Annotated in this window: 21 protein-coding genes, 1 tRNA gene and 1 pseudogene; 13 read left to right on the top strand and 10 right to left on the bottom strand. The window is 71.0% G+C overall.

From position 1 onward, the window contains the following. Positions 1–284: 284 nt before the first annotated feature. A tRNA-Gly gene (locus tag V5P93_RS00375) sits at positions 285–357 on the bottom strand. A 244-nt stretch (positions 358–601) separates the two neighbouring features. Between V5P93_RS00375 and V5P93_RS00370 the strand changes: the two genes are divergently transcribed. Both V5P93_RS00370 and V5P93_RS00365 read left to right on the top strand, forming a co-directional pair. Continuing rightward, on the top strand, positions 602–2,320 hold the full coding sequence (locus V5P93_RS00370; protein ID WP_181043498.1) for a sigma-70 family RNA polymerase sigma factor: 1,719 nt from the start codon (positions 602–604) through the stop codon (positions 2,318–2,320). A gap of 144 nt (positions 2,321–2,464) precedes the next feature. Next, on the top strand, positions 2,465–2,911 hold the full coding sequence (locus tag V5P93_RS00365) for a DUF983 domain-containing protein (protein WP_181043497.1): 447 nt from the start codon (positions 2,465–2,467) through the stop codon (positions 2,909–2,911). A gap of 7 nt (positions 2,912–2,918) precedes the next feature. Here the strand turns inward: V5P93_RS00365 and V5P93_RS00360 are convergent, their stop codons facing one another. The 3 genes from V5P93_RS00360 to V5P93_RS00350 all read right to left on the bottom strand — a co-directional run bounded on the left by V5P93_RS00360 (position 2,919) and on the right by V5P93_RS00350 (position 7,382). Next, a complete protein-coding gene (locus V5P93_RS00360) occupies positions 2,919–3,476 on the bottom strand; it encodes a YdeI family protein (RefSeq protein ID WP_104479414.1) in 558 nt (185 codons plus the stop codon). A 9-nt stretch (positions 3,477–3,485) separates the two neighbouring features. Then, complete coding sequence (locus V5P93_RS00355) at positions 3,486–5,072, bottom strand: Eco57I restriction-modification methylase domain-containing protein (RefSeq protein ID WP_104479413.1); 1,587 nt, start codon at positions 5,070–5,072, stop codon at positions 3,486–3,488. A 936-nt stretch (positions 5,073–6,008) separates the two neighbouring features. Further along, positions 6,009–7,382: a DUF2252 domain-containing protein gene (locus V5P93_RS00350; RefSeq protein WP_219823979.1), complete on the bottom strand. Its 1,374-nt coding sequence runs from the start codon at positions 7,380–7,382 to the stop codon at positions 6,009–6,011. Between the two features lie 187 nt (positions 7,383–7,569). Here V5P93_RS00350 and V5P93_RS00345 point away from each other — a divergent pair, with 187 nt between their 5' ends. Then, on the top strand, positions 7,570–8,664 hold the full coding sequence (locus V5P93_RS00345; protein WP_104479470.1) for a UDP-N-acetylglucosamine 2-epimerase: 1,095 nt from the start codon (positions 7,570–7,572) through the stop codon (positions 8,662–8,664). On the opposite strand, the gene V5P93_RS00340 is transcribed toward V5P93_RS00345, so the two are convergent. Further along, positions 8,661–8,996 carry a hypothetical protein gene (locus tag V5P93_RS00340; protein WP_104479412.1) on the bottom strand — a complete coding sequence of 112 codons (336 nt, stop codon included), beginning with the start codon at positions 8,994–8,996 and terminating at the stop codon, positions 8,661–8,663. The two genes, V5P93_RS00345 and V5P93_RS00340, sit on opposite strands and share 4 nt — an antisense overlap. Before the next feature lie 110 nt (positions 8,997–9,106). Here V5P93_RS00340 and V5P93_RS00335 point away from each other — a divergent pair, with 110 nt between their 5' ends. Together V5P93_RS00335 and V5P93_RS00330 are read left to right on the top strand one after the other, a co-directional pair. Further along, positions 9,107–9,349 carry a type II toxin-antitoxin system Phd/YefM family antitoxin gene (locus V5P93_RS00335; RefSeq protein ID WP_245931298.1) on the top strand — a complete coding sequence of 81 codons (243 nt, stop codon included), beginning with the start codon at positions 9,107–9,109 and terminating at the stop codon, positions 9,347–9,349. After that, positions 9,346–9,606: a Txe/YoeB family addiction module toxin gene (locus V5P93_RS00330; protein ID WP_104479410.1), complete on the top strand. Its 261-nt coding sequence runs from the start codon at positions 9,346–9,348 to the stop codon at positions 9,604–9,606. Before V5P93_RS00335 ends, V5P93_RS00330 begins: the two co-directional genes overlap by 4 nt. Here V5P93_RS00330 and V5P93_RS00325 read toward each other — a convergent pair. Continuing rightward, positions 9,607–9,726: pseudogene (locus tag V5P93_RS00325) on the bottom strand (peptide-methionine (S)-S-oxide reductase); the annotation flags it as partial. Positions 9,727–9,874: 148 nt separating this feature from the next. Here V5P93_RS00325 and V5P93_RS00320 point away from each other — a divergent pair. Beyond that, positions 9,875–10,333 carry a hypothetical protein gene (locus tag V5P93_RS00320; RefSeq protein ID WP_104479409.1) on the top strand — a complete coding sequence of 153 codons (459 nt, stop codon included), beginning with the start codon at positions 9,875–9,877 and terminating at the stop codon, positions 10,331–10,333. Positions 10,334–10,336: 3 nt separating this feature from the next. Then, positions 10,337–10,690: a hypothetical protein gene (locus tag V5P93_RS00315; RefSeq protein ID WP_104479408.1), complete on the top strand. Its 354-nt coding sequence runs from the start codon at positions 10,337–10,339 to the stop codon at positions 10,688–10,690. On the opposite strand, the gene msrA is transcribed toward V5P93_RS00315, so the two are convergent. Beyond that, the gene (msrA, locus tag V5P93_RS00310; protein WP_104479407.1) at positions 10,687–11,355 is read right to left on the bottom strand and encodes a peptide-methionine (S)-S-oxide reductase MsrA; all 669 of its coding nucleotides are present in this window, start codon (positions 11,353–11,355) and stop codon (positions 10,687–10,689) included. The two genes, V5P93_RS00315 and msrA, sit on opposite strands and share 4 nt — an antisense overlap. 83 nt (positions 11,356–11,438) lie before the next feature. Here msrA and V5P93_RS00305 point away from each other — a divergent pair, with 83 nt between their 5' ends. Beyond that, a complete protein-coding gene (locus V5P93_RS00305; RefSeq protein WP_104479406.1) occupies positions 11,439–12,242 on the top strand; it encodes a hypothetical protein in 804 nt (267 codons plus the stop codon). A 163-nt stretch (positions 12,243–12,405) separates the two neighbouring features. Then, the gene (locus V5P93_RS00300) at positions 12,406–13,308 is read left to right on the top strand and encodes a hypothetical protein (RefSeq protein WP_104479405.1); all 903 of its coding nucleotides are present in this window, start codon (positions 12,406–12,408) and stop codon (positions 13,306–13,308) included. Here V5P93_RS00300 and V5P93_RS00295 read toward each other — a convergent pair. Then, positions 13,305–13,754 (bottom strand): winged helix-turn-helix transcriptional regulator, encoded by a 450-nt coding sequence (locus V5P93_RS00295; protein ID WP_374065135.1) that lies wholly within the window; start codon positions 13,752–13,754, stop codon positions 13,305–13,307. The two genes, V5P93_RS00300 and V5P93_RS00295, sit on opposite strands and share 4 nt — an antisense overlap. Positions 13,755–13,771: 17 nt before the next feature. Between V5P93_RS00295 and V5P93_RS00290 the strand changes: the two genes are divergently transcribed. Continuing rightward, complete coding sequence (locus V5P93_RS00290; RefSeq protein WP_245931285.1) at positions 13,772–15,187, top strand: MFS transporter; 1,416 nt, start codon at positions 13,772–13,774, stop codon at positions 15,185–15,187. A gap of 278 nt (positions 15,188–15,465) precedes the next feature. Continuing rightward, positions 15,466–17,217 carry a gamma-glutamyltransferase family protein gene (locus tag V5P93_RS00285; RefSeq protein WP_104479404.1) on the top strand — a complete coding sequence of 584 codons (1,752 nt, stop codon included), beginning with the start codon at positions 15,466–15,468 and terminating at the stop codon, positions 17,215–17,217. A gap of 113 nt (positions 17,218–17,330) precedes the next feature. On the opposite strand, the gene V5P93_RS00280 is transcribed toward V5P93_RS00285, so the two are convergent. Both V5P93_RS00280 and V5P93_RS00275 read right to left on the bottom strand, forming a co-directional pair. Further along, positions 17,331–18,089 (bottom strand): SDR family NAD(P)-dependent oxidoreductase, encoded by a 759-nt coding sequence (locus tag V5P93_RS00280; RefSeq protein ID WP_104479403.1) that lies wholly within the window; start codon positions 18,087–18,089, stop codon positions 17,331–17,333. A 56-nt stretch (positions 18,090–18,145) separates the two neighbouring features. Continuing rightward, positions 18,146–19,108, bottom strand: coding sequence for an aldo/keto reductase (locus V5P93_RS00275; RefSeq protein ID WP_104479402.1), 963 nt, complete (start codon positions 19,106–19,108; stop codon positions 18,146–18,148). A 99-nt stretch (positions 19,109–19,207) separates the two neighbouring features. Here V5P93_RS00275 and V5P93_RS00270 point away from each other — a divergent pair, with 99 nt between their 5' ends. After that, entirely contained in the window at positions 19,208–20,155 is a 948-nt protein-coding gene (locus V5P93_RS00270; RefSeq protein WP_104479401.1) for an oxidoreductase, read from the top strand. Beyond that, positions 20,152–20,691 (top strand): DUF1697 domain-containing protein, encoded by a 540-nt coding sequence (locus tag V5P93_RS00265; RefSeq protein WP_104479400.1) that lies wholly within the window; start codon positions 20,152–20,154, stop codon positions 20,689–20,691. The genes V5P93_RS00270 and V5P93_RS00265 overlap by 4 nt, the downstream gene beginning before the upstream one ends. The last annotated feature ends 237 nt before the right edge of the window (positions 20,692–20,928 follow it).

Here is a 20,928-nt window from a genome sequence, read left to right as displayed (position 1 = left end):
ACGGGCAGCCACCCCGAAGACCCCCCGCGATCCCATCCGATCCGGGAGCACCAACGCCAACCCGTCCGATCCGGAGGCGCCAGCCCCAACCCATCCGTTCCGGAAGTACCAACGCCAACCCGTCCGTTCCGGCCGCTGGTCCCGGTCGCTGGTCACCACCCACCGCTCCCCACCTGCCCACGCAAGAAGCTCGCACCGTGGGGGGTTTGGGGGGCTCGGCCCCCCAACATGATGAAGGGCGACCCGGCTTGCGCTCTCCGCAAGCATGGGTCGCCCATCGCCCGAGCGGATGACGAGACTCGAACTCGCGACCCTCACCTTGGCAAGGTGATGCGCTACCAACTGCGCTACATCCGCTTGCTCCGGTTTCCCGGTGCGTCGTGAACTATAGCCTAGGCCTCCGGGGGGCTGCGCAGTAGGGTCTGCTCCCGCGTCTCTCCTACTCCGAAGGGCTGCCGATGGGCCAACCGCAGGCCTCTAGACGGTCTAGTACAGGTGCCGGGGTCCTCTTAACGTTATTCACGTTTATGGACCGTAAGACAACGCCGTGTGGCATCTTGTTCAACACTGTCACGACGGCCAGGAGGAGGTACCGGGCCGGATGACCGGGACTCACCGGCCTGCTGCGGGCGGGCGTCGGGACGCCGACGACGCCGATGCGTCGGCTGCCGCCTGCGAAGACCTCGCGCTGTTGCAGCGCCTGCGTTCGGGCGAGGACGCCGCGTTCGGCGAGCTGTTCTCCCGGCACTCCGACGCGGTGCGTCGGTTGGCCATGGGCCTGGTCAACGACCGGGCAGAGGCGGAGGACCTGGCCGCGGAGGCGTTCTTCCGCGTGTTGCAGGCGGTGCGCCGGGGCGCGGGGCCGGTGGACAACGTCCGCGGCTACCTGCTGATCGTGACCCGTCGGGTGGCCTGGGAGTGGAACGCGCGCAAGCGCGACGTCCCGGTCAGCGACGAGGAGTTGAGCCACCGGGTGGGGGCGGGGCCGGACAACACCGGTCAGTCGACCGAGCGGACCCTCATCACGCGGGCGTTCACCAGCCTGCCGGAGCGGTGGCGCAGTGTGCTGTGGAAGGTCGAGGTCGAGGGTGAGCGGCCCGCGGTGGTGGCGGGCAACTTCGGGTTGAGCCCGAACGCGACGGCGGCGTTGGCGCGGCGGGCCCGGCAGGGTCTGCGCGCGGCCTACCTGCAGGCGCACCTGACCGTGGACCGCGGGTCGACCGGGTGCCGTTCGGTGTTGGAGAAGCTGGGCGCCTACACGGCGGGCAGCATCAAGGGCACGGAGCGGCGCAAGGTGCGGGCGCACCTGTCGGTGTGCCCGGAGTGCACGTCGATGCAGGCGGAGCTGCAGGACGTGTGCTCGGGTCTGCGTGCGCACGCGGCCTACCTGGCGGCCCCGGTGGCCGGGGTGGCGCTGTGGCAGCAGATCAACGTGGCGACCTCGGGGTCGGCGGCGGGTCTCGGCGCGGTGAAGGGCCTGTTGTCGAGCGCGAAGGTCCAGGTGACCTTGGCGGCGACGTCGGCGGCCGCCGTCGGTGTGTTCGGGTTGGCCGTGGTGCCGTGGGGTACCGGCGGCGACTCGGTGGCGTACAGCGACTTCGAGGGCACGGGTCCGACCGAGTTGGTGCTCGGTCCCGACCCGTCCGCGGCGGGTGGCGTGGCGCCGCCGAGCGGGTCGTCGACGCGGCCCACGCGGCCGCAGGCCGAGGGTCCGCCGCAGTCGACCACCCAGCCCGCGCCGGGCGGCAACAACGTCGCCACGCCCGCGACGCCGCCTCCCGCCGCGGAGGCGCAGAAGCCCGCCACACAGAAGCAGCAGCCGCCGCCTACGCAGGCCGCCGCGAGCCAGGTTGTGGGCGCGCCGCGCACCACTACGCAGCAGAACCAGGTGCAGCAGCCCCCGGCCGGGAACACGAAGCCGCTGACGCAGCAGCAGCAGCACCAGCAGCAACAACAACCGCCGCGGCAGCCCTCAGGCCTACAGCGCGAAAACACCTACGACGACGGCATGTACGACCCGAGCTACAACGACGCCGGGTACTACGACCCCAGCTACAACGACGCGGGCTACTACGGCTACGGCCAGTACGACGAGTCCCTGCCCGTGATCTCGACAAGCTCCTACACGGACAAGCAGTGGGAGCTGTACAACAACTACTACGTGTACACCGAGACCACGGTGACCACGAGGGTCAACTCGGCGCAACAGACCAAGGTGACCACTACGCGGAAGGCGACCACGCGCTCGCACAACGCGCGCGGGTGGGACGACGGGCAGCGTGGCACGGTCAACATCAACGGCGGTCACCGCCGCAGGTAGTTGATCAAGTCACTCGACCGGTGCGAGAATCGACCCCGTCAGCAGGTCGGGCATTTCACCCGTTGGGCGCAGCAGTGAGGCGGTAACGTTGTCTCTCGGTGTTGTCAGCGCCAGGGTGTGTGCCACCGCGCCGGAGGGCAGGAGATGACGCGTCAGGTACGCGACGTGAACGGCCGTCTGTGGACCGTGCAGGGCACGCTCGAGTGGCGTACCCCAGCGACCGAGGACGACTTCGAGCACGACGTCGCCGCGGGCTACGTGCCGGGTGTGGTGATGCTCGTGCTGATCACCGTGCTGATCGTGGCGCTGGTGTCGTGGATGCCCGTGGACGTGGTCGTGCCGGGCTGGTTAATCGTGCTCCTGGTCCTGCTCGGCCTGTTCTTCCCGGCCAGGTGGGCGGTCCGCAGGCCGTGGACGCTGATCGCGGAGACCGGCGACAGCGCCGAGGGCGAGGCGGGCGGGTCCTCGGAGCGGTGGATGGGCACCATCCGCGGCTACTTCAACGCGCGCAGCGAGATCTCCCGGATCGCCAAGGAGATCAGCCAGGACACGTCGCCGAGCTACGAGGGCGTGCTCAAACCACTCACCTGATCAGGGGTCACTCGATCCGGAGACCGGCCGCGCTCGCCTCGATCAGCGTGGCCAGCCTGCGCCGCCGGGTGTCGTCCCGCTTCGCGCTGATCACCCGCCAGGTGGCCGTCTTGCGGTAGCCCGGCGGCTGCCGCTCGAAGAACGCCCAAGCGTCGGGGTGGGCGCGGAACTCGGCTTCCTGCTCGTCGGTGAACGCCACTACGGCCTGCTCGTGCGAGTACACCTCCGACCGGTCGACCCGCCGCGCCTCGAACGCGGCCAACCCCTCCGGCAGCATCAACCCGCGCGCGGTCAGGTCGGCGACCTTGGCGATGTTCACCGAACTCCAGATGCTGCCGGTCTTCCGCCGGGTGAACCGGATCATGTACGCGGTGTCGTCGACCCCCTTGCGCACCCCGTCGATCCACCCGAAGCACAGCGCCTGGTCCACGGCCTCCGACCAGCTGACGCTCGGCAGCCCGGTGCGCTTGCGGCGGAACCCGACCCACAGCTCGGCCGCGGTCGCGTGGTTCGCGTCGAACCACGCCCGCAACGCGCCGGGCTCGGCGAAGAAGGTCGGTTCCACCGGCCCAGGCTAGAGCTCCCCGAACGCCGCCCGCACAGCCCGTTCGAGCCGCGGCAACTGCCCGTGGTCACCGGCGGTGAGCGACCCGACCGCCTCGATGACCTCCCGCGCGGCGGCGGTGGTGGGGTCGGGCAGCGGCAGGAGCCCGACGTACTGGGTAATCCACCGCCTGCGCCCCGCGTAGAGGCGGTTGCCGCAGACCTCGTCGTAGAAGCGGGCCCCGAAGGCGGAGTTGGCCACGCCGACGACGAGGTTGGCCAGGTCGTCGCAGGTCACGCCAGGGGCGACCAGCTCGGGGACGCTGATCCAGTAGCAGTCCCCGTTGACCACGGCCCCGCTGCGGTCGACGGTGAACCGCGGCTCGGGGCTGATGTCCGGGAACACGATCTTCGGCTCCCGCCACATCGACGGCCGCTGCGGCACCCAGATCTCGAACCACTCCCGCCCGGCCGCGCGCAGGTAGCGCCTGCCCTCCAGGCGGGCCCGGTGCAACCCGAGGTAGGCGGCGGCGCGGGGGTGGGCGGAGAGGTCGACGACCGTGCGGGTGGGAAGGTCGAGGTAGGGGTAGAGCACCTGCGTCCGCGGCGGTCGGGGCGGGAGCCAGGCGCGCACGTCGTGGTGGGTGAGCAGGGGGCGGAGCAGCTCGGGCTCGGGTGAGTGCTCAGGCGGGAGGGTGTCCCAGCGGTCGCCGATGAAGACGGGGTCGGCGGTGGTCTTGATGCCGACCCGGATCCGGGCAAGCTCACCGAGAGTGCGCCACGTCCGACTCCTGACGTGCGCGTGGCGGCGGTCCCGGTCCGGGTTCGTGAGGCGCCACGGCTGCTCAGGGGCGCCACGGGCCAGCGTGCCGACGGAGACGGCGAAGGTGCGCGCCCCGAAGCGGACCACAGTGTCGTCTTGACCGGTGAGCGCGGCGTAGAGATCACCTTCGGGAGCCTCTTGCGGAACCTCGTAAGCACTCGCGAACCGCGCCACCCCCTGCGCCCCCTTCACCGCCACCACGATGGCGGGCAACACGGCGGCCTCGAACAACCGCGTGTCACCGAGGTCGAACACCTCGCGAACAGCCAACCGCTCGGAGAGCAATCCCCGAACATTGACCCCCGCGCGGGTGGTGAGGAAGCGGTTGGAGCAGAGGAGCGCGAGCACACCACCGGGCCGCAGGAGATCGGGCGCCATCGCGACGAAGGGGTGGGTGAGGTCGATCCGCCCCTTCAACCCGAACCGCGCCGCCAACCGTGCCGCGGCCGCCGCACCGAGCACCTGCGTCCGCACGTAGGGCGGGTTGGTGATGACCAGGTCGAAGGAGGCATGCGGCAGCGACTCGTCCGCCTCGATGAAGTCGGCCTGGCGGATGTCGGCCCCGGGCAGCCGCTCCCGGGCCGCCGCCACGGCTTGGCCGTCGAGGTCGAGACCGGTCAGGACAGCGTCGGGATGGGCCTTGGCCACGGCAACGAGCAGCTCCCCATCACCACAAGCCGGGTCGAGAACCCGCAGCGGCCCGGAGAGCCCACGCAACGCACGATCAGCGAGGAACCCCGCCAACTCCTGGGGTGTGTAGTGCGCACCTGTTCGTTTCCGGTGGTCAGTGGCCACGGGAGGAGACTGTCACAGCCACTGCTCCGACCGGACCACCTCCCACTTACCACCGCCCCGAGCCCGGCCAGCGCACCCGCGGACCAGAACCGGAATACCCAGCCCGCCAGCCCCTCCGTGCTTCCCGACCGCCGATCCCACCGCGCGCGTCCGCTGCCGAGGCGACTAGAAGCTGGCACCGAACACCTGACTCGCCGTTCCCTCACCACCCCGACCAGCTGCTTTCCGAGCGTGCCAGTCCCCTCCCAACTCGCGCGCCCAACGCACCCATCCGTCGACCGCGCCTTCGGGGCAGACCGACCGTGCACGAGGAGGGAACGACCTGGAACCGGAACGCCCGTCCCCGCTACTAACCGCCTACTGCTTCCCGAGCGCGCTGATCCCCGATCCCAAGCTCGCCGCTCCCAGCGGCGGCAGGACTGGACCAACAACGCACCCGCCGGTCGGCGACTCCGCCGGAGCGGAAAGCCGCGCGACGAGGGAACATGCTGGAACAGCACCGAACAGCACACCCATCCGTCGGCGATGCCGCCAGGCCGGACCGACCTCGTGAGCGAAGAACAAGCTGGAACCGGAACACCAGGCCCGCCGCTCCCAGACCAACCGCGCCGATCACAGCTCCCCGTAGCCGCTCGGCCGTCCGCCGGTCAACGAGGCCGCCAAGACGCCTGGACTGCTTGGGAAACAAGCAAGCTGGAACCGCTCACCGTTCCTCGGCCGTCTGGTCCCAACCCCACCCTTGCCCCGACCCCGATGTCCCCCGACCCACTGCTCCGCCTTGACCGCCCCAACACATGGCCCACCCACCCAGGGGGCGTCCCCCAGGCCCATTTTACCGGTTTGACCAGGTGAAATGGGCGGGTTCGATCTTGCCTGTGGATATCTCCTGTCCCTCGAAAGGGTGGAATCAGAAGGCGTCGAGCACGTGGCGGCGGGTCAGTCCTCGATCAAGGCCGGGAGGCGGCCGGACTTGACGGCGGCGGCCAGGGCTTCGTGGTCGCGTTCGGTCTGGTCGGCGTAGGCCACCGCGTAGTCGGCGAAGGGTTCGTCGAGGTCTTCGCCGCAGTAGCCGGAGAGGAGGCGGGGGTCGACGGAGCGGGTGTGGGCCCGGGCGAGCAGGGCTCCCGCGAAGCGGCCGTAGTCATCGAGGTGGTCGCGTTCGAGGGTGGTGGGGTCGATCTCGCCTTTGCGGTTTCGGAACTGGCGGACGATGTAGTGCCGCCCCTCGACCGTGGTCCAGCCCAGGAGGATGTCCGTCTCGGCCTGCACCAGCCGGGCGCCGTGGACGATGCGCTTGCCCTCGTGCTTGGCGGGGCCGTGGCCGAGGTGGGGGGCCAGCGCCGACTGCTGGGCCTCCTTGACCTGCAGGACCAAGGCCTCGTCGCCGTTGCCGTGCAGCAGGACCAGGTAGTTGCGCAGGCCGACGCTGCCCGTGCCGACCACGCGGAAGGCCACGTCGGAGACGCTGTAGCGCATGATCAGGTTTCGCCGGGACTCGCGGAGGGTGTCGACGTAGGCGGGGAGGGCGTCGACCACCGCGTCGGCGACCTGGTCGGTCACCGAGGTCAGCACCGGCGGGTCGGTGACGAACCGCCACTTCTCGTCCTCGTCGCGCTGGGTCCACTTGGCGGCGACCCGCGCGCTCGTGTTCTTCCGCGCCTTCTTGGCCGCCTTGGCGAAGTCGTCGAAGAGGGCCTGGGCGGAGACCTTCGTCAGCACCGACTCGTCGCCGAGGGCGCCCCACGAGTCGAGGAACGGCTGGTCCGCCAGGTGGTCGAGGGTGCGGCGGTAGGACTTGACCACGTCCTCCGCGGCCTCGCGGCACCCCTTCTCCGACACCCCGCCCTCGCGCCCGGCCAGCACGACGCTGGTGGTCAGGCGCTTGAGGTCCCACTCCCACGGGCCGGGGACGGTCTCGTCGAAGTCGTTGATGTCCATGACGATCTGGCCGTCGGGCGTGCCGTAGAGGCCGAAGTTGGCGGCGTGCGCGTCGCCGCACAGCTGCGCCTCCAGCCCGTTGTTCGGCGACCCGGCCAGGTCGGCGGCCATCAGGCCCGCGCTGCCGCGGAAGAACGCGAAAGGCGAGGCGAGCATGCGGCCGACGCGCAGCGGGACGAGGTCGGGGACGCGGCCGCGGCTGCTGGCGTCGACGTAGTCGGGGACCGTCGGCCGGTCGGTGGCCAGGTGCGCGGTGCGGTGCTCGGCGTGGCCGACCTTCTCCCGCAGCGCCTTGCCCTGCGCGAACACCTCGCGGGGTTCGACCCACCGCCCCAACGCCACCGCGGCCCGTGCCCGCGCCCGTTCACCCATGCGTGTCATCATGCCTGGTCACGCCGGTCGCCCGTGAACTGCCGGGTACAAAGTGGACATTGAAGGACATATCCGGCGTCCGGGCGCGGCGCCGGGGCGGTCGGGCCGGGTGATAGGTTTGACCGGCCGTATCCGTCTCCGAGGCGTGACTGGCGGCATCGCCGATCCCGAGCAGAAGAGGCGACCGTTGATCTCCTTCATCGTGGGCACCACCGCCGAGCTGATCAAGATCGCGCCGGTCTTCCACGCGATCGCCGAGCGGGGCACGGAACCGAAGATCTGGTTCACCGCCCAGCACGTGGACGAGGTCGCCGACGTGCTGTCCGACCTGCGGCTGCCGGAGCCGGACGTGTGGCTGGTGCCGCGCGAGCGGGCGCACAACCTGGAGACCCCGGCGCAGGTGCCGGGCTGGGCCGCGGCCGTGGCGAAGTCGGCGTGGACCCGGCGCTCGGAGCTCAAGGCGATCCTCGCGGCGGACGGCCGCCCGCCGCTGGTCATGGTGCACGGCGACACGTTCACCACCCCGTACGGCGCGCTGATCGGCAAGCGCGTGCTCGGCGCGCGCGTCGCGCACGTGGAGGCGGGCACCCGGTCGGGCAGCCTGCTCAGCCCGCTGCCCGAGGAGCTCAACCGCAAGATCGCGGCCAAGCTGGTCGACATCCACTTCGCCCCGACCCCGCGCGAGGTCGAGAACCTGCGCGGCGCCCGCGGCGTGGTCGTCGACACCGAGGCCAACACCGCCATCGACGCCATGCGGCTGGCGATCGGCCAGCCGGTCATGGAGGGCCTGCCGGAGCGCTTCGGCCTGGCCACGCTGCACCGCTTCGAGTTGCTGTCGCGGCCGGAGAAGTACCGCGAGGCCCTGGAGATCCTGCGCGAGGAGAGCCGCAAGCTGCCGGTGCTCTACATGGCGGGTGCCCCGGAACGCGAGAAGATCGAGCGGCTCGACCTGCACGGGCTGTTCGACGAGCAGTTCCAGCTCCGGCCGAAGCAGCGGTACCTGAAGTTCCTGCCGCTGATCGCGCGCGCGGAGTACGTGGTCACGGACTCGGGAGGGCTGCAGGAGGAGTGCGGCTACCTGGGTACGCCGTGCGCGATCCACCGCCACCGCACCGAGCGCCACGTGGGCATCGGCCAGAACATCGTCCTCACCGAGATGCGCGGCGACACCCTCCGCGAGTTCCTCGCGGACTACCCGAGCCGCCGCGGCGCCTCGCTGATGGAGAAGTACCACCCGAGCGAGATCATCGCCGACACCCTGACCCAGCTCGGCTACTGCTAGTCGATCCAGCGGAACCAGGCGTCGTCGCCCTGGACGTGGAGCAGGAACTCGGCGACGGGGCCGTTCGGGGACACCAGGGTCAGCGCGCTGGTGATGCGGTCGTAGACCTGCTCCCACTCGGGCACGCGCTCCGCCACGTCCTCCTCGACGAGCGCCAACTCCTCGTCGAACAGCGGCTTGATCTCGGCAAACGGCGGCTGCGGCCGGAAGTGGCCGTACACCCAGGGGAAGTCGGCCTCGTCGACGACGATCTCCCCGACCAGCTCGTCCCCGCGGACCAGCCGCCACACCTCACCACTGCGGATCGACACACCCACCCTTTCGTCGGACATCCGCGCACAGCCTCGCCTGGGCTGCCAATGGACTGAGGCACCCCCTTGCCTCTTCGATGAGACGAACGTACATTATCTTGTACGTCGAAGGGAGGGTGACTGTGAAGACCATGAGCTACTCCGAGTCTCGCGCCAAATACGCCGAGACACTCGATTCCGTGGTCAACGACCGCGAGGAGGTCGTGATCACGCGCGCGGGCCATGAACCGGTCGTGATCGTTTCACTCGACGACTACCAGTCGTTGAAGGAGACGGCCTACCTGCTGCGCAGCCCGGAGAACGCGCGACGGCTGATCACGGCGATCGAGCGACTGGAGTCCGGCGGCGGAGCACAGCACGACTTGGTGGAATGAAGTACACCTGGGACCAACTCGCCTGGGAGGACTACGTCTTCTGGCAGGCCGAGGACCGCAAGGTCCTCAAGCGGATCAACGACCTGATCAAGGACATCAGCCGGAACGGCAACGAGGGCATCGGCAAACCAGAGCCCTTGAAACACGGCTTCCAGGGCTACTGGTCCCGACGGATCACAGATGAGCACCGGCTCGTCTACAAGGTGGCGGGCGACGAAATCCGGATCGCCGCCTGTCGGTTCCACTACGGGAAGTGACTAACCCTCACGGTTGCCGAGGCCGATGGGGCAGCTGACGCCGGTGCCGCCCATGCCGCAGTAGCCGTGGGGGTTTTTGGCGTCGCTCAGGTATTGCTGGTGGCAGTCCTCGGCGTAGTAGGGAGAAGTACCACCCGAGCGAGATCATCGCCGACACCCTGACCCAGCTCGGCTACTGCTAGCCGACCGGGCAGCTCCAGGCGGACCGGGTGCGCCCGGTCCGCGACCCGCACTTGCGAAGATTTCTGAAAAAGTTCAGAATTGCCGCATGGCCACCGAAGTGCAGTGGAGTGAGCTGCAACGCGATCCCAAGGGCGTCGCGGCACTCGCCGACCAGGGCGAGGTGCTCGTCCGCCGCCGGGACGGAGCGGCACTGCTGCTTGTCCGCGAAGACAGCTCGCGCTCCGCGTCCGCCGGTTCGGTGACCGCGGCGCGGGCGCTGCGCAGTGTCTTGGCGCACCTGCCACCGGACATCGTGACCGTGGCGCTGCTCGAAGAGTTCCCCTGGGCTGACGTGCTCCCGCGCGAGGACCAGCTCCGGTTCGCGCACGACTTCGTCCGCGCCTTCCAAGCCTCCGCCGAACTGGGCCACTGGTCCGTCCTCGAACAGGCGGTCACCGAGTGGCGCAGCACGGCGGCCATCCACGCCGACCCCGAACTGCGCGCCACACTCACCGGCCCCCTCGGCGACGACTTCGGCGAGGTCCCCGCACCGGTGGACGACTGACCGGTGCCTGCCAAGCGCGGCGACCGCGTCGCCCCACCCCAACGCCCGGGCGGCTGGGAAGCCAGGTTCGCCACCAGCGAAGCGGCGAAAGGCTGGGAACAGCTCTGCCAGGCAGCCCGGGCGAACACGTGGGAAGCGTGGATCGTCCTCACGGAGCGCCCCACGACACCCGAGAACCCGGCACGGCAGCACCGCCTGCGCGGCGGCCTGGGCACTCGCGAGTTCGCGGGCAACACCCTGGACCAGTGGCAATACGAGGTCACCGCGGGTGGCCGGATCTGGTACTGCCCAGAACCCGACCGCCGCGTCGTGTGGGTGACCCATGCGGGTACGGGCCACCCCAAGCGAACCGACTAGTCCTCGCGGACCCCGAGGCCGATGGGGCAGCTGACGCCGGTGCCGCCCATGCCGCAGTAGCCGTGGGGGTTCTTGGCGTCGCTCAGGTATTGCTGGTGGTAGTCCTCGGCGTAGTAGAACGTGCCTGCCGGGGCGACCTCGGTGGTGATCTTCCCGTAGCCCGCGCGGGCGATTTCCCGCTGGTACGCGGCCAGGGTGGACTCGATGGCGGCCTGCTGCTCGTCGTCGGCGTAGTACACCGCCGAGCGGTACTGGCTGCCCGTGTCGTTGCCCTGGCGCAGGCCCTGGGTCGGGTCGTGGCCCTCCCAGAAGATCTTGAGCAGGTCCGCGTAGCCGACCACCGCCGGGTCGAACACCACCAGCACGGCCTCGGTGTGCCCCGTCAGCCCCGAGCACACCTCCTCGTACGTCGGGTTCGGCGTGTACCCGCCCACGTACCCGACCGCCGTGCTGTAGACGCCCGGCACCTTCCAGAACACGCGCTCCGGGCCCCAGAAGCAGCCCATCGCGAAGACCGCGGTGCGGGTGCCGTCGGGGAACGGTGGGACGATCTGCCGGTCGGGGTACACGGCGTGGGACGGGGAGACCCGTAGGGGGTCGGGGCGGCCGGGGAGGGCCTGGTCCGGTTCGACGATGCGGCTCTTGTCCCGCCTGAACAGCGTCATGGCACCACTGTAGAGTCCTTCGGCCACCCCGCAGTGTGACCTTGCGCCAGGATGGGGCCCACGGGCAGGACGGGAGAGACGACATGTCGTGGCAGGACACCCTTCGGGACCTCGACGACCGGTTGGCGACCGGCGACCTCGACGCGGGCAGGCACCGCAAGCTGCGCGACGACGCGCTGGCCGAGGCCGCGGGCCCGACGCGGCAGATCGCGGGGGACTCGCCGGTGTTCTCCCCCCGGGTGGTCGAGGACGAGCCGCGGAGCCTGCACGACCCGGAGCGAGCCCGGTACGTCGACGGTGAGGCCTTATTCGCCGTCGACCCGCCCTATCCGCTATTCCACAAGCTCGTCGCCATGGGCCTGGTCGCCGCCCTCGGGGCCGGGGCGTGGTGGTTGCTGTCCCCGTCGGAACCCGAGGCGCAGGCCGCGCCGCCCGCGCCGCAGGTGGTCGAGTCCCCGGCCGAGCAGTTGGCCCGCACCCTGCCCGCGCTGCCCGGCACCGTCGTCTCCCGGCCCGCGGTCATCCCCGCGTCCCTGGGCTCCCAGCTGGGGATCGTCCCCGCCAACACGAGCGGCACCCTGGTCAACGCGTCCTCGTCGCACGGCACCCGCACGGTCACCTTCAACGCGCTCGACACCGACCACGTCGAGGACGCGCTCCGGCAGGCCACCTCGACGGGGTGGGCCGCCGCGCCCGAGGCGGTCGAGCGGAAGGACGTCCGGGTCGTGGGATCGGTCCAGGGCGCGACCCAGAACTTCCGGGCCGTCTACCGGTCGGGGCGGTGGACCGTGGTGCTGACCGCGTCCGGTGCCGGGGCGGACGCGGCGCTGCGCCCGTACTTCGACTCGCTGCTCGCGCGGACCCTGCTCACCCTGCCCGCGGGCTGAGCGTCGACGGGTGTTTACCCAGGCCCCGGCGCGGAACCCGGATCGGTTCGACGGCGGCGAGCCGGGGTAGGGTACACACGCAGAGTGAAGGCACGGGCGGTCTTCTCCACCGCGCGCCGCCGGGTGCGGCCGTACGACCTTTGACGGGGTGAGAGGCTCGGCGATGACCTGGCAGGAAGAGTTAAGGCAACTGGACGCCGACCTGGCCGCGGGGAGACTCTCCTCCGACGACTACCGGGTCCGGCGCGACGCCGTGCTGGCCAAGGCCGCCGGTGGCGCCCCCGGCACGCCGCCGCTCCTCGCGCCCCAGCCGGTCGCGGTGACCCAGCCGACGACGCCGCCCACCCTGCCCCCGGTCCAGCAGCCGTCCCAGCCGCAGCCGGTGCCGCCGCAGGTGTCCGCGCCGCAGCCGGTCGTCCAGCCGACCGTGGTCCAGCCGGTCATCCAGCCGCCGAAGGCGGAGCCCGCCGCGGAGAAGAAGCCGGACGGGCCGTTTCCGCCCGCGTTCCGCTGGAAGGACGACACCCCGGCGGTCGAGGCGACGAACATCATCCCGCCGATCACCGCGGACACCCCCAAGCCCGCCGAGCTGGCCGACCGGACGCAGGCCGTGCGGCCGACCGAGGAGTCGCCGGACCGCACCCAGGTCGTGCGCGGCACCCAGACCCAGCAGATCGCCCGCAACCCGGAGCAGGCCGAGCGCACGCAGGTCGTCACCGGCCAGCAGATGCGCGCCGCGACCAGCGGCTACACCGCGCAGCAGCAGCCGCAGCGCCAGGCCAACCCGTGGGCGCACCAGCAGCCGCACGTGGAGAGCGCGCCGCCGTGGTGGCAGGCCGACGACCCCGTGCCCGACATGGGCGGCGGCAGCTCCTGGCAGCAGGACGTGTTCGTGACCGCCGACGACAAACCCGGGCGCGGTAAGCTCGTCCTCGGCATCGTCCTGGCGATCCTGGTGGTGCTCGGCATCGCCGTCGGTGCCTTCTTCCTCGGCAAGAGTGTCGGCGCCAAGCAGGGCATGAGCCTCTACGACGCCGCCACCCCCACTTCGGGGAGATCTATTTAACGCCCTGCGGGGCCATCTCCCACGCGCGTGTCATAGGCAGCGCGGGCCGCGACGATCTCGTCGATGTGCCTGCACGACCAGTCGCCGATGACCCTGGCGACCTGAGCCAGGCTCTGGCCGAGGTCGGTCAGCGAGTACTCGACGGTCACCGGCACCGTGGGGTGGACGCGCCGCGCGACGAGCCCGTCGCGTTCGAGGTTCCGCAGCGCCTGGGTCAGCACCTTCTGGCTGATGTCGCCGACGCGGGCCCGCAGCTTCGTGAAGCGGAGCGTGCCGTCGCAGTCCAGCGCGGTGACGACCAGCACCGTCCACTTGTCGCCGATCCGGCCGAGCACGTCGCGTGTGGGGCACAGCACACCCATGAGCTGCTGCGCCGCGCCGACCTGGTCGGTTTCCGATCGGTACCTAGGGCGGTCTGGGGTGCCTTCTTCCATGATGTTCGCCATCCTACGAAAGTGAGACCGTGCGTACCAACCAGCCCGGCGACACCGGACCCAACCAGGTCTTGGTCCTGGTGACGGTGCTGCTCGCCGTCCTGATGTTCCCGATCACCCTCACCGGCGCCTCCATCGCGCTGCCCGAGATCCGCGTGGCGCTGCACGGCGACCTCGCGGCGGTGCAGTGGGTGGTCAACGCCTACAACACGACCTTCGCGGGCTTCATGCTCGCCGCGGGCGGCCTCGCCGACATCCTCGGCAGGCGCCGCGTGTTCGCCTACGGCACCGCGATCTTCGCCGCGGGCGGCCTGCTCAGTGCCGTCGCGCCGAACCTGCTGGTGCTCGACGTGCTGCGCGGGCTCTCCGGCATCGGCGCGTCGGCCGCGGCCACCAGCGCCATCGCGATCCTGGCCAGCGCGTTCGAGGGACCGGCCCGGGCCCGCGCGTTCAGCCTGTTCGGCACCAGCATCGGCTTCGGGCTGGCGTTCGGGCCGTCGCTGTCGAGCCTGCTGATGGGGGCGATGGGCTGGCAGGCGGTGTTCTGGCTGCCCGCCGCGGTCGGCGTCGGCGCGCTGCTGCTCGTCCCGGTGCTGCCCGAGTCGCGCAACCCCGAGGCCGCGGGGGTGGACTGGCCGGGGACGGTCACCTTCACCGCCGGTCTGCTGCTGGTCATCGCCGGTTTCGTCGAGGGGCCCGCGCTGGGCTGGGCGCACCCGCTGGTGCTGGTCGGCTTCCTCGCCGGGGTGCTGCTGCTCGTGGTGTTCGTGCTGGTGGAGCGGCGCGTGGCGAACCCGATGTTCGACTTCGTGCTGCTGCGCTCGCCGGGATTCCTGGCCGCGGCGACCGCGGCGGCGACGTTCGTGATGGTGATGGTCCCGCTGCTGGTGTACTTCCCGAACTACCTGACCGCGGTGGTCGGCCAGTCCGCGCAGGGCGCGGGCGGGACGCTGATCCTGCTCACCGCCCCGATCCTGGTGCTGCCGTTCGCCGCGAGCGCGATCGCGCGCCGCACGTCGACGCCCTGGGTGCTGCGGGTCGCGCTCGGCCTGGTCGGCGTCGGCACGCTGTGGCTGACCACGATCAACCCGGGGAGCACCCCGCTGTCCCTGGCCGGACCGCTGCTGGCGATCGGCGCGGGCATGGGCCTGTCCACGGGGTTGGTGGACAACATGGCGCTGGCCAGCGCGGGTCCCGGTCGGGCGGGCACGGCGTCGGGCATGTTCGGCACGTCGCGGCTGGCGTTCGAGACGATCGCCATCGCGGTGGTCGGGTCGATCATCGCGGCGGGCACCGACGGCACGCTGGCCGGTCCCGGCTACACGGACTCGCTGCGGCTGTCGCTGTTCCTGCTGTCGGGGGTGGTCGCGGCGGTGCTGGTGCTGTTCGTCGTGCTGACCCGGTCGTCGCGGCGGGCTCCCCAGCTCGCCGAAGCGACCGCCTGAGGCGAGTTATCCACACCCGTGGACAGATGTTGTACACACATGTGGACGTTGTGAACGGCAGTCTCAAACGGGAGTACAAGCAGCTGAATGACTTATAGGCTGGTTCTCCAGTTGATCTACAGCTAAAACCGCTCACCGGTTTGCACACAGGCCAACCAGGTTATCCACAGCCCTTGTCCACAGTGTGCACGGATGTTCGAATGACGGGTGGTGACAGGCCGTCAACACAACGCGAACGGAGGTTATCCACACCCCCGGAACGCCGCTAGGTTGGCGACGTGTTCACCACCCGCCCCGAGCTCGTGGGCACCCACGGCATGGTCGCCTCCACCCACTGGCTCGCCTCCGGCGCGGGTATGGCGGTCCTGGAGGACGGCGGCAACGCGTTCGACGCGGCCGTTGCGGCGGGCTTCGTGCTCCAGGTTGTCGAACCCCACCTCAACGGCCCGGGCGGCGAGGTCCCGGCGGTGTTCACGACCGCCGCGGACCCGACCCCCACGGTCCTCTGCGGCCAAGGCGTCGCACCGAGGGCCGCGACCACCGCGCACTACCGCGACCTCGGCCTCACCCTGGTCCCCGGCAGCGGCCTGCTGGCCGCGACCGTCCCCGGCGCCTGGGACGGCTGGCTGACCCTGCTGCGCGACCACGGCACCAAGCGCCTCCACGACGTACTGGCCTACGCCATCGGCTACGCCCGCAACGGTTTCCCACTGCTGCCCCGGGTCCCGGAGGTTGTCGACACCGTCCGCGCCCTGTTCACCGACCACTGGCCCACCTCGGGCGCCCTGTGGTTCGGCGCGACCGGCGCCCGCTTCGCCAACCCGACCCTGGCCGACACCTGGGCACGCCTGCTCGCCGCCGCCAAGGGCCCGTCCCGCGAGGCGGAGATCGACGCGGCCCGCCGGGCGTGGTCGCAGGGTTTCGTCGCCGAGTCCGTGGACCGCTTCTGCCGCCTGCCCTTCCGCGACGACTCCGGCCGCGACCACCCGGGAGTCCTCACCGGCGAAGACCTCGCGACCTGGTCGGCGACCTACGAGGACGCGATCACCGCCGACTTCGGCGACTGGACGCTGGCCAAGTGCGGCGCGTGGACGCAAGGACCGGTTCTGCTGCAACAACTGCGGCTGCTGGACGGCGCTCCGCTGTCCTATGTGGATGGAATACCCACGGCCGACACCGTGCACCACGCCCTGGAGGCCACCAAACTCGCGTTCGCCGACCGCGAGGCCTGGTACGGCGACGACGAGGTACCGCTGAAAGCCCTGCTGTCGCGGGAATACGCGGCGGACCGCGCCCGCCTGATCGGCGACGCGGCGTCGTTCGACCTGCGACCGGGCGCCCCCGACGGCAGGCACCCCCGCCTGCCCGGATTCCTCAGCGGCCCACCGGTCCAGGTCGACTCCCCCGGCGCGATCGGCGAACCCACGGTCCGCCCGGACGGCACAACCCGCGGCGACACCTGCCACCTCGACGTCGTCGACCGCTGGGGAAACCTCATCTCGGCCACCCCGTCGGGCGGCTGGTTGCAGTCGTCGCCAACCATCCCGGACCTGGGTTTCTGCCTGGGCACCCGAGCGCAGATGTTCTGGCTGGAGGAGGACCTGCCGAACACCCTGCGCCCCGGCAAACGCCCCCGGATCACCCTCACCCCCAGCCTGGCCCTCCACGAAGGCAGGCCGACGATGGCCTTCGGCACCCCGGGCGGGGACAGCCAGGACCAGTGGCAACTCTGCTTCTGGCTGGCCCACACGGTCGGCGGCCTGAACCTCCAAGCCGCCATCGACGCCCCCGCCTGGCACTCGAACGCGGTCCCCAGTTCCTTCTACCCCAGGGGTTTCACCCCCGGCGAAGCCCACGTCGAGTCCAGGCTGGGCGACCAGACCCTCGACGACCTACGAGCCCGCGGCCACGCCCTGGTCGACGTCGGTCCGTGGTCCCTGGGCCGCCTCTCCGCCGTCGCCACCCGGGACGGCCTGCTCAGGGCAGCGGCCAACGCCCGCGGCATGCAGGGCTACGCCGTCGGCCGCTGACCGCTCGGGTTGTCCACAGGCTTGATCATCATCTCCGCGCACTGTCGGCCCCACTCGGTAGAATTGATGCCGGGGGGCCGGAGGCGTCCGCTCCCGCAAGATCAAGCGGTCGCCTACCGAGGCGCCATCCGCAGCGCGCCGTCGAGTCGGATGACCTCGCCGTTCAGGTAGTCCTGGTCGACGATCGACAGCGCCAGCTTCGCGTACTCCTCCGGCAGCCCCAGCCGCTTCGGGAACGGCACGCCCTCGGCCAGGCCCGCCCGGAACTCGTCGCTGACGGTGGCCAGCATCGGGGTGTCGATGATGCCCGGCGCGATCGTCACGACCCGGATCCCCGAGCTGGACAGGTCCCGCGCCGCGGGCAGGGTCAGCCCGACCACGCCGCCCTTCGACGCCGCGTAGGCGACCTGGCCGATCTGCCCGTCGAAGGCCGCGATCGAGGCGGTGTTGATGATCACGCCGCGCTGGCCGTGGTCGAGGTGCTCGGTCTTCGCGATGGCCGCGGCTGCGATGGTCACGACGTTGAACGTGCCGATCAGGTTGACCTCGACGACCTTGCGGAACAGCCCGAGGTCGTGCGGCCCCCTCTTCGACAGGATCCGCGCCGACGGGCCGATGCCCGCGCAGTTCACCACCGTGCGCAGCGGGTGCCGCGTGCCCGCGGCCTCGGCGACCGCCGCCTCGACCTGCTCGGGGTCGGTGACGTCCGCCTCCAGGTAGGTGACCCCCTCGACCTCGGGGGCGCGCTCGACGGCCGACGGCAGGTCGACGGCGTAGACCGCGGCGCCCTTGTCGGCCAAGGCGCGGGCGGTCGCGCCGCCAAGACCGGACGCGCCTCCGGTCACGATGGCTGCGGTGCCGACGATCTGCATGTCCGTGTCCTCTCACCCGAGCGGTGTGCCGGGGTTGAGGTTAACGCTCGTTCAGCTCAGCGGCGCCTGGGCGGGCAGATCTCGTCGATGGCCACCAGGTCCTCCGCCGTCGGCCGCCAGGCGGCGGCTTTCGCGTTCTCCCGGATCTGGTCGGCCGTGGTGGCCCCGGCGATCACCGAACCCACCGCGGGCTGGGCGGCCAGCCAACCGATGGCCAGCGTGGTCATGCTGATGCCGCGCTCGTCGGCGAGGGCGCGCAGCTTCTCGATCCGGTCCCACGGCGCGTCGGCGAGCATCCGCTGCCTGCCCGCGAGCCTGCTGCCCTCCGGCGGCGCGGCGGCGCGCGCGTACTTGCCGGTCAGCAGCCCGTTGGCCAGCGGGAAGTACGGCAGCACGCTCATCGAGAACCGGGCCGCGGCGGGCAGCACCTCGCGCTCCACCTCCCGGTCCAGCAGCGAGTAGTGGGCCTGCACCGACACCATCGGCTCGACCTTCTCGGTGCGGGTCGTCCAGGCGACGTCGGCGATCTGCCAGGCGGCCAGGTTGCACACCCCGGCGTAGCGGACCAGGCCGTCGCGCACCAGGTCGTCGAGGGCGGACAGGGTCTCCACCAGCGGGGTGCCCGGGTCGGGGCGGTGCAGCTGGTACAGGTCGATCCAGTCGGTGCCGAGCCTGCGCAGCGACGCCTCGGCGGCCAGCCGCAGGTAGCGGCGGGAACCGCGGGCGCCGAAGTCGGGGCCGTTGCTGCCCTGCATGTCGAGGCCGAACTTGGTGGCGATCACCGCCCGGTCGCGCCTGCCCGCCAAGGCCTGGCCCAGCAGCTCCTCGCTGCGCCCGCGCGGCGCCCCGTACACGTCGGCGACGTCGAACATCGACACGCCCGCGTCCAGGGCGGAACCGACCAGGTCGCGGGAACCCGCCAGCGACTCGGCGGCCGTGCCCGGCCTGCCGAGGTTGTTGCAGCCCAGGCCGACCGCACTGACCACCAGTCCGGACTCGCCGAGGTGACGGAGTTCCACACGGACGACGATAGGGCGGGAGAAGCCGTGTGATCCAGAGATCAGTGGTAACGCACGCCACGCCCGGTGTGGGGGACGGCGGTAGGGCAGGCTGTGCGCATGAGTGAGACACCAGCGGCTGATCCGGGGGCGGCGTCCCCCGGTTGGACCGCCGCCGACATCCCCGACCTCACCGGCCGGACGTACGTGGTGACCGGCGGTAACAGCGGTCTCGGGTTCGAAACCGCGAAGCAGCTGGCCGCGCACGGCGGCCACGTCATCCTGACCGCGCGCGACCCCGAGAAGGGCCGCGACGCGGTCGAGCGGATCACGGCCGAGCACGCCGAGGCGAGCGTCGAGTCCCGCCTGCTCGACCTGGCCGACCTGGACACCGTCGAGGTGTTCGCGGCGGGCATCCGCGAGCTGGACGCGCTGGTCAACAACGCGGGCGTGATGATGCCGCCGCGCACCCTGAGCGCGCAGGGCTTCGAGTCGCAGTTCGCGGTCAACCACCTCGGCCACTTCGCGCTGACCGCCCGGCTGCTCGACGTGCTCAAAGAGGCGCCCGACCCGCGCGTGGTCACCGTCAGCTCGTTCCTGCACCGGCGGGGCCGCATCCACTTCGACGACCTGCACGGCGAGCACAAGTACTCGCGGGCGGGCTACTACGCGCAGTCGAAGCTGGCCAACGTCGTCTTCGGCCTGGAGCTGCACCGCCGCCTGCGGGCCAACGGGATCGCCGTCGCGAGCATCCTGGCGCACCCCGGCTACTCGGCGACCAACCTGCAGTCCAACGGCCCGACCGGCGTGGCCAAGCTGGCGCTGAAGGTGTCGACCCGGTTCATGGCCCAGGACGTGACCATGGGCGCGCTCCCCCAGCTGTTCGCCGCGACCTCGCCGAACGCCGAGAGCGGCCAGTTCATCGGACCGGACGGGCGCCGCGAGCAGAAGGGCCACCCGACGGTGGTGGAGCCGCTGGAGGCCGCGCGGGACCGCGAACTGGCCAAGCGGCTGTGGGACACCAGCGAGGAGCTGACCGGGCTGACCTTCGGCCTGGGCGCCCGGTGATCACCTACGCCGCCCTGCTGCGCGCCGTGAACGTCGGCGGGCGCAGCAAGCTCCCCATGGCCGACCTGCGCGACATGCTGGTCGAGATGGAGTACGAGGACGTGCGGACCCTGCTGCAGAGCGGGAACGCGGTGTTCACGACCGACGAGTCCGCCAAGGAGGTGCGGGAGCGGATGGAGACGGAGCTGTCCATCCGCTTCGGCCTCGACACGCGGTGCGTGATCCGCACGGGGGCGGAGCTGGACGGGGTGTTGGCGGGGCACCCGTTCCGGGACATCGCGGACAACGGGTCGAAGATGGTGGCGGCGTTCCTGTCGGAGATGCCGCCGCCGGAGGTGGTGGCGGCGCACGACCCGGCGGCACTGGACCCCGGGCGCATCCGGGTGGGCGACGGGGTGATCTACCAGTGGTGCCCGGACGGGGTTTCGGAAGCGCCGAACCTGACGCAGTTCGTGGAGCGGAAGTGGGGGGTCGCGCTGACCGGCCGCAACTGGAACACCACGACGAAGCTGGCCGCGATGGTCAACGGGAGCTGAGCCCGGGCGGGGCTGGCTGATGCCTCCGGCCCCCGGAATCCGGCTTACCGGTGCGCACCGACAGAACCGGGCGAAGACGATCAAGTCTGTGGACAACCGGGGCGAGGGTGCTCGGACCGGTCTGGCGGGCGACCGGCTGGAGGTCGAGATCCGCGCGAGGTCGCGCACGTGGTGCCTGCGGCGATCGGGGTGGGCGCGGCGGTCGGGTGGCGGCTGACCCGCTGGCCGGGCTGAATT

It is taken from the genome of Actinokineospora auranticolor (assembly GCF_041897805.1).
GTDB lineage: Bacteria > Actinomycetota > Actinomycetes > Mycobacteriales > Pseudonocardiaceae > Actinokineospora > Actinokineospora auranticolor.
The sequence above is the reverse complement of the archived record's forward strand: the minus strand, read 5'-3'. Positions and strand labels throughout refer to the sequence as shown.